The sequence below is a fragment of the Acetobacterium fimetarium genome (genome assembly GCF_014284475.1).
Lineage (GTDB): Bacteria > Bacillota > Clostridia > Eubacteriales > Eubacteriaceae > Acetobacterium > Acetobacterium fimetarium.
Genome location: NZ_WJBC01000050.1, coordinates 1 through 3,655 on the forward strand (window position 1 = coordinate 1; position 3,655 = coordinate 3,655).

3 protein-coding genes are annotated in these 3,655 nt (G+C 41.4%); all 3 read left to right on the plus strand.

The features are described from left to right. The first annotated feature begins 174 nt into the window (after nucleotides 1-174). Genes GH808_RS14830 through GH808_RS14840 form a run of 3 tightly spaced genes read left to right on the plus strand, consistent with a single transcriptional unit; the run spans nucleotide 175 to nucleotide 3,362 of the window. A complete protein-coding gene (locus GH808_RS14830) occupies nucleotides 175-819 on the plus strand; it encodes a cobalamin B12-binding domain-containing protein (protein WP_186843564.1) in 645 nt (214 codons plus the stop codon). Nucleotide 820: 1 nt separating this feature from the next. Then, entirely contained in the window at nucleotides 821-1,852 is a 1,032-nt protein-coding gene (locus tag GH808_RS14835; RefSeq protein ID WP_186843565.1) for a uroporphyrinogen decarboxylase family protein, read from the plus strand. A gap of 1 nt (nucleotide 1,853) precedes the next feature. Then, the gene (locus tag GH808_RS14840; RefSeq protein ID WP_186843566.1) at nucleotides 1,854-3,362 is read left to right on the plus strand and encodes a diguanylate cyclase domain-containing protein; all 1,509 of its coding nucleotides are present in this window, start codon (nucleotides 1,854-1,856) and stop codon (nucleotides 3,360-3,362) included. Nucleotides 3,363-3,655: the final 293 nt, after the last annotated feature.

Here is a 3,655-nt window from a genome sequence, read left to right on the forward strand (position 1 = left end):
GGTTGTCGATCCGGCAGATTGAACGATTGACTGGAATCAGTTTTGGTGTCGTCAGAAAGGCATGAAAAAGGGTCTTCAGTGAATAGCCCCAGATCACCAAAGGACACAAGAGAACCGTCCCCCTGATAACCCAACCGAAATGAATAAATAGATAACGTTTGGAGGAAAAGCATCATGAAAAACATAGACTCAACAGTGCTGGAATTTGAGAAAGCTTTGCTGCAGATCAATCGAATGCGAGCAGCAGAAATATTCGAGCAATGCCATGCAAGCGGTAAGGGCTTTGAAGAATTGGAGTTAATAGCTATTCAATCTTTGGAAAATATAGGAGATGGCTGGGAAAGTGGGACGATTTCTTTATCACAGGTTTATATGAGCGGGGTAATCTGTGAGGAGCTGATTGATAAATATTTACCAAAATTCCAGATCAAGAGGACGGATATTCCAAAGATGGCCATCGCCGTGTTGCTAGATCATCACGCTTTGGGCAAAAGAATCGTCTATTCAATCCTCAGAGCAGGTGGATTTGAAATTATGGATTTCGGACAGGGCTTAAGTGTTGAAGAACTTGTTTCAAAAACAGTTGAAAACCAAATTGAAATACTGCTTATTTCTACACTAATGCTCCCTTCCGCTTTGAAGGTCAAGATTATGAAAGAGCAACTTGCTTCACATGGCGCTACGCCCAAAATAATTGTTGGTGGTGCGCCATTCAGGCTTGATAAAAATCTTTGGCTGACAGTTGGAGCCGACGCGGATGGTAAAAATGCATCAAACATTATTAAGACAATCGAAGTCTTAATGAAAGGAGTTGAATAGAATGAACTCTTTTGAACGTACAATGGCAGCAATCAGCCATACTGAACCTGATCGGGTACCGCTATTTTTACTGTTGTCGCTTTACGGCGCGAAAGAAATGGGAATACCGATCAAGTCTTATTTCTCAAAGCCCGAAAATATCATGAAAGCCCAGCTCAAAATGAAGGATAAATACCGAAATGACTGTATCTATACTTTTTTTTATGCTCCGATTGAAGTAGAAGCCTTTGGCGGCGAGGTTATCTTCGTCGATGACGGACCTCCAAATTCCGGCGAGCCGTTCATCAAGTCAGCTGAACAAATCTCCAAAACTGAGGTTCCAAGAATTGAGGATACAGCATGCCTGAAGCGAGTACTGGAAGCCACCGCGCTCATAAAGCGTGAGGTGGGGAACGAAACACCTATTTTCGGCGTGGTGATGTCTCCATTTTCACTTCCTGTTATGCAAATTGGCTTCGAAAAATATTTAGAACTGATGTATTTCCGGGCGCCAGAATTTGAACGACTGATGCAGATCAACCAGGAGTTTTGCGTAGCCTGGGCCAATGCGCAGCTTGAGGCCGGCGCCACGGCCATCTGTTATTTTGATCCACTGGCGTCACCGAATATCATTGAAAGAGACAAGTATCTGGCCACAGGTCACAGAATATCCAAACAGACCATTGGCAGAATCAAGGGGCCGACCGCGACGCATCTTGCTTCCGGCATAGCGCTGCCGGTAATCAATGATATCATCGATACAGGAAGTGCAGTGCTGGGCTTCAGTGCAGAGGACGACCTGATTGCAATCAAAAAAGCAGCCCAAAACAAGATCTGCCTACTCGGCAATCTAAATGGCGTTGATATGGTCAATTGGAGTTCTAACAAGGTCAATGCCGAGGTTAAAAATATTATCGCCAAGGCAGGATCGGGCGGCGGACTGATCCTTTCAGACAACCATGGCGAAATTCCTTGGCAGGTCCCGGAAAGTGTCCTTCTAGAAATATCTGAAGCAGTCAGTCAGCATGGTACTTATCCGTTGAAGCAGGTGTAGCATGACGACTAAAATCAATCTGTATGTTTGCGAAAATTATGCTCCAGAGTTTAAAAGCATTTGTGAAGAGAAGGGATGGACGGAAGTCGGGGTGATTCCCTTCCCTTCCATGTGCGTTAACAAGCGTAAAAAAGAAGATGTCTCGAAACTCTTATCTGAAAACAGCATGATTAGTAACGAAAACGTGGTGTTATGTAGTAAATATTGCGATATTCTTACTTTGATTCCACCAGGCACGGACATTGAAGTACACTCAGCTAATTATTGTTTTACCCACCTGGCCAGCGATCCATTTATAAATTACGTGTTGGCCAAAGACGGCTATATCATAGGCTCTGGATGGCTGAAAGACTGGCGCGATCGAATTGCAGAAGCTGGGTTTGATCAGGAGACAGCGATTAATTTCTATCATGACTTTTGTAAGGAGCTGGTTTTCTTTGATGCCGGAATTTATAAGGATGCAAAAAAGGATCTCGAAGAATTATCACAGTTTTTGAAGTTGCCTTATATTGTTGTTCCGGTCGAGCTGGAATGTATGCGAATGCTGATTGACAAGGTGGTGTCACAACGGAGACTTCACACGAAAAATACTGATAATAGCCGGGAAATTGCTGAAATCCAGACTCAGTGTGCAGAATATGCTGCGATCTTTGATTTAATGGGTAGAATTGCAGACTACACCAACAAGCGTAATGTTATAGAGAAAGTTAAAGAAATATTCCTGATTGTGTTCGGAGCCCAACAATTTAAGTATTGGAATAATGAATATGAAAAGGATAGCTTACCAACAGATATTAAGTCATTATTCTTGAATGAAGAACAAGCTTATATTTTTTCAAAAGAGCAGAACCGGTTTTGCATCAAGATAAAATGGCACGACATTTTGTACGGAGCTGTGGATGTCAGTGGTTTTCTATTTCCAGGGTATATTGAAAAATATTTAAACTTTGCCATTGAGATTGCAAAAATCTGTGGATTGGTTTTTTCAAACAGTGAACAATATGAAAAAATTCTAAAATCTGAACAAGAGCTTCGATATTCGGGCACTCATGATGCGCTCACCAAACTCTATAATCGGACTTATATTAATGAGATTATAGAAAGCCAAGCCCCGACACATCCATTCACGGTGTTTATGTTTGATATTGATCGGTTGAAATATGTAAATGATCATTTTGGGCATGCTGAAGGGGACAAGCTTATTATTGCTGTGTCTGCAGTCTTAAAAAAGTGCCTAAGGGAAAATGATATCCTGGCAAGAATTGGCGGTGATGAGTTTGTTGCAATTCTTCCAGAAACCAATGCGGAGGCTGCTGAAATCATCAAGGATAGGATCTTGCAGCAAATCGAAATTTATAATACTAAAAAGCAAGAAGAACATTTAATGATCAGTTTTTCGATTGGTTATGCAGTGGGGGAAACGCCAGAAGACGAGACAGAAAAACTAATGAGAAAAGCTGACGATATGATGTATATTGATAAGCAGAGTAAAAGCCTATTGAACAAATAGCCTTTGGTCTATTCCCTATGTAGAATAAAGACACACCTTCATGCGTAATATGAGAAACACAAGGGGACGGTTCTTTTGTGTTACAAAATGCACCTAATCATGGTAAGCTTAAAAAAACGTAGGAGTATGAACCGATGCCAAGAAAAGCTAGAGAAAAAAGTGCGAGAGCAGTATATCACGTGGTTTTTAGAGGGATTAATCGACAGGTTATTTTTGAAGATCAGGAAGATCATGTCAAATATCTGGAGCTATTAAAAAGCTATCAGGAAATCAGCGGATACCAAATCTATGCC

What these genes read in the sequence shown, in the direction of transcription:
- GH808_RS14835 (WP_186843565.1), top strand. Translation starts at nt 821, where the DNA reads ATGAACTCTTTTGAACGTACAATGGCAGCAATCAGCCATACTGAACCT.
- GH808_RS14830 (WP_186843564.1), top strand. Translation starts at nt 175, where the DNA reads ATGAAAAACATAGACTCAACAGTGCTGGAATTTGAGAAAGCTTTGCTG.
- GH808_RS14840 (WP_186843566.1), top strand. Translation starts at nt 1,854, where the DNA reads ATGACGACTAAAATCAATCTGTATGTTTGCGAAAATTATGCTCCAGAG.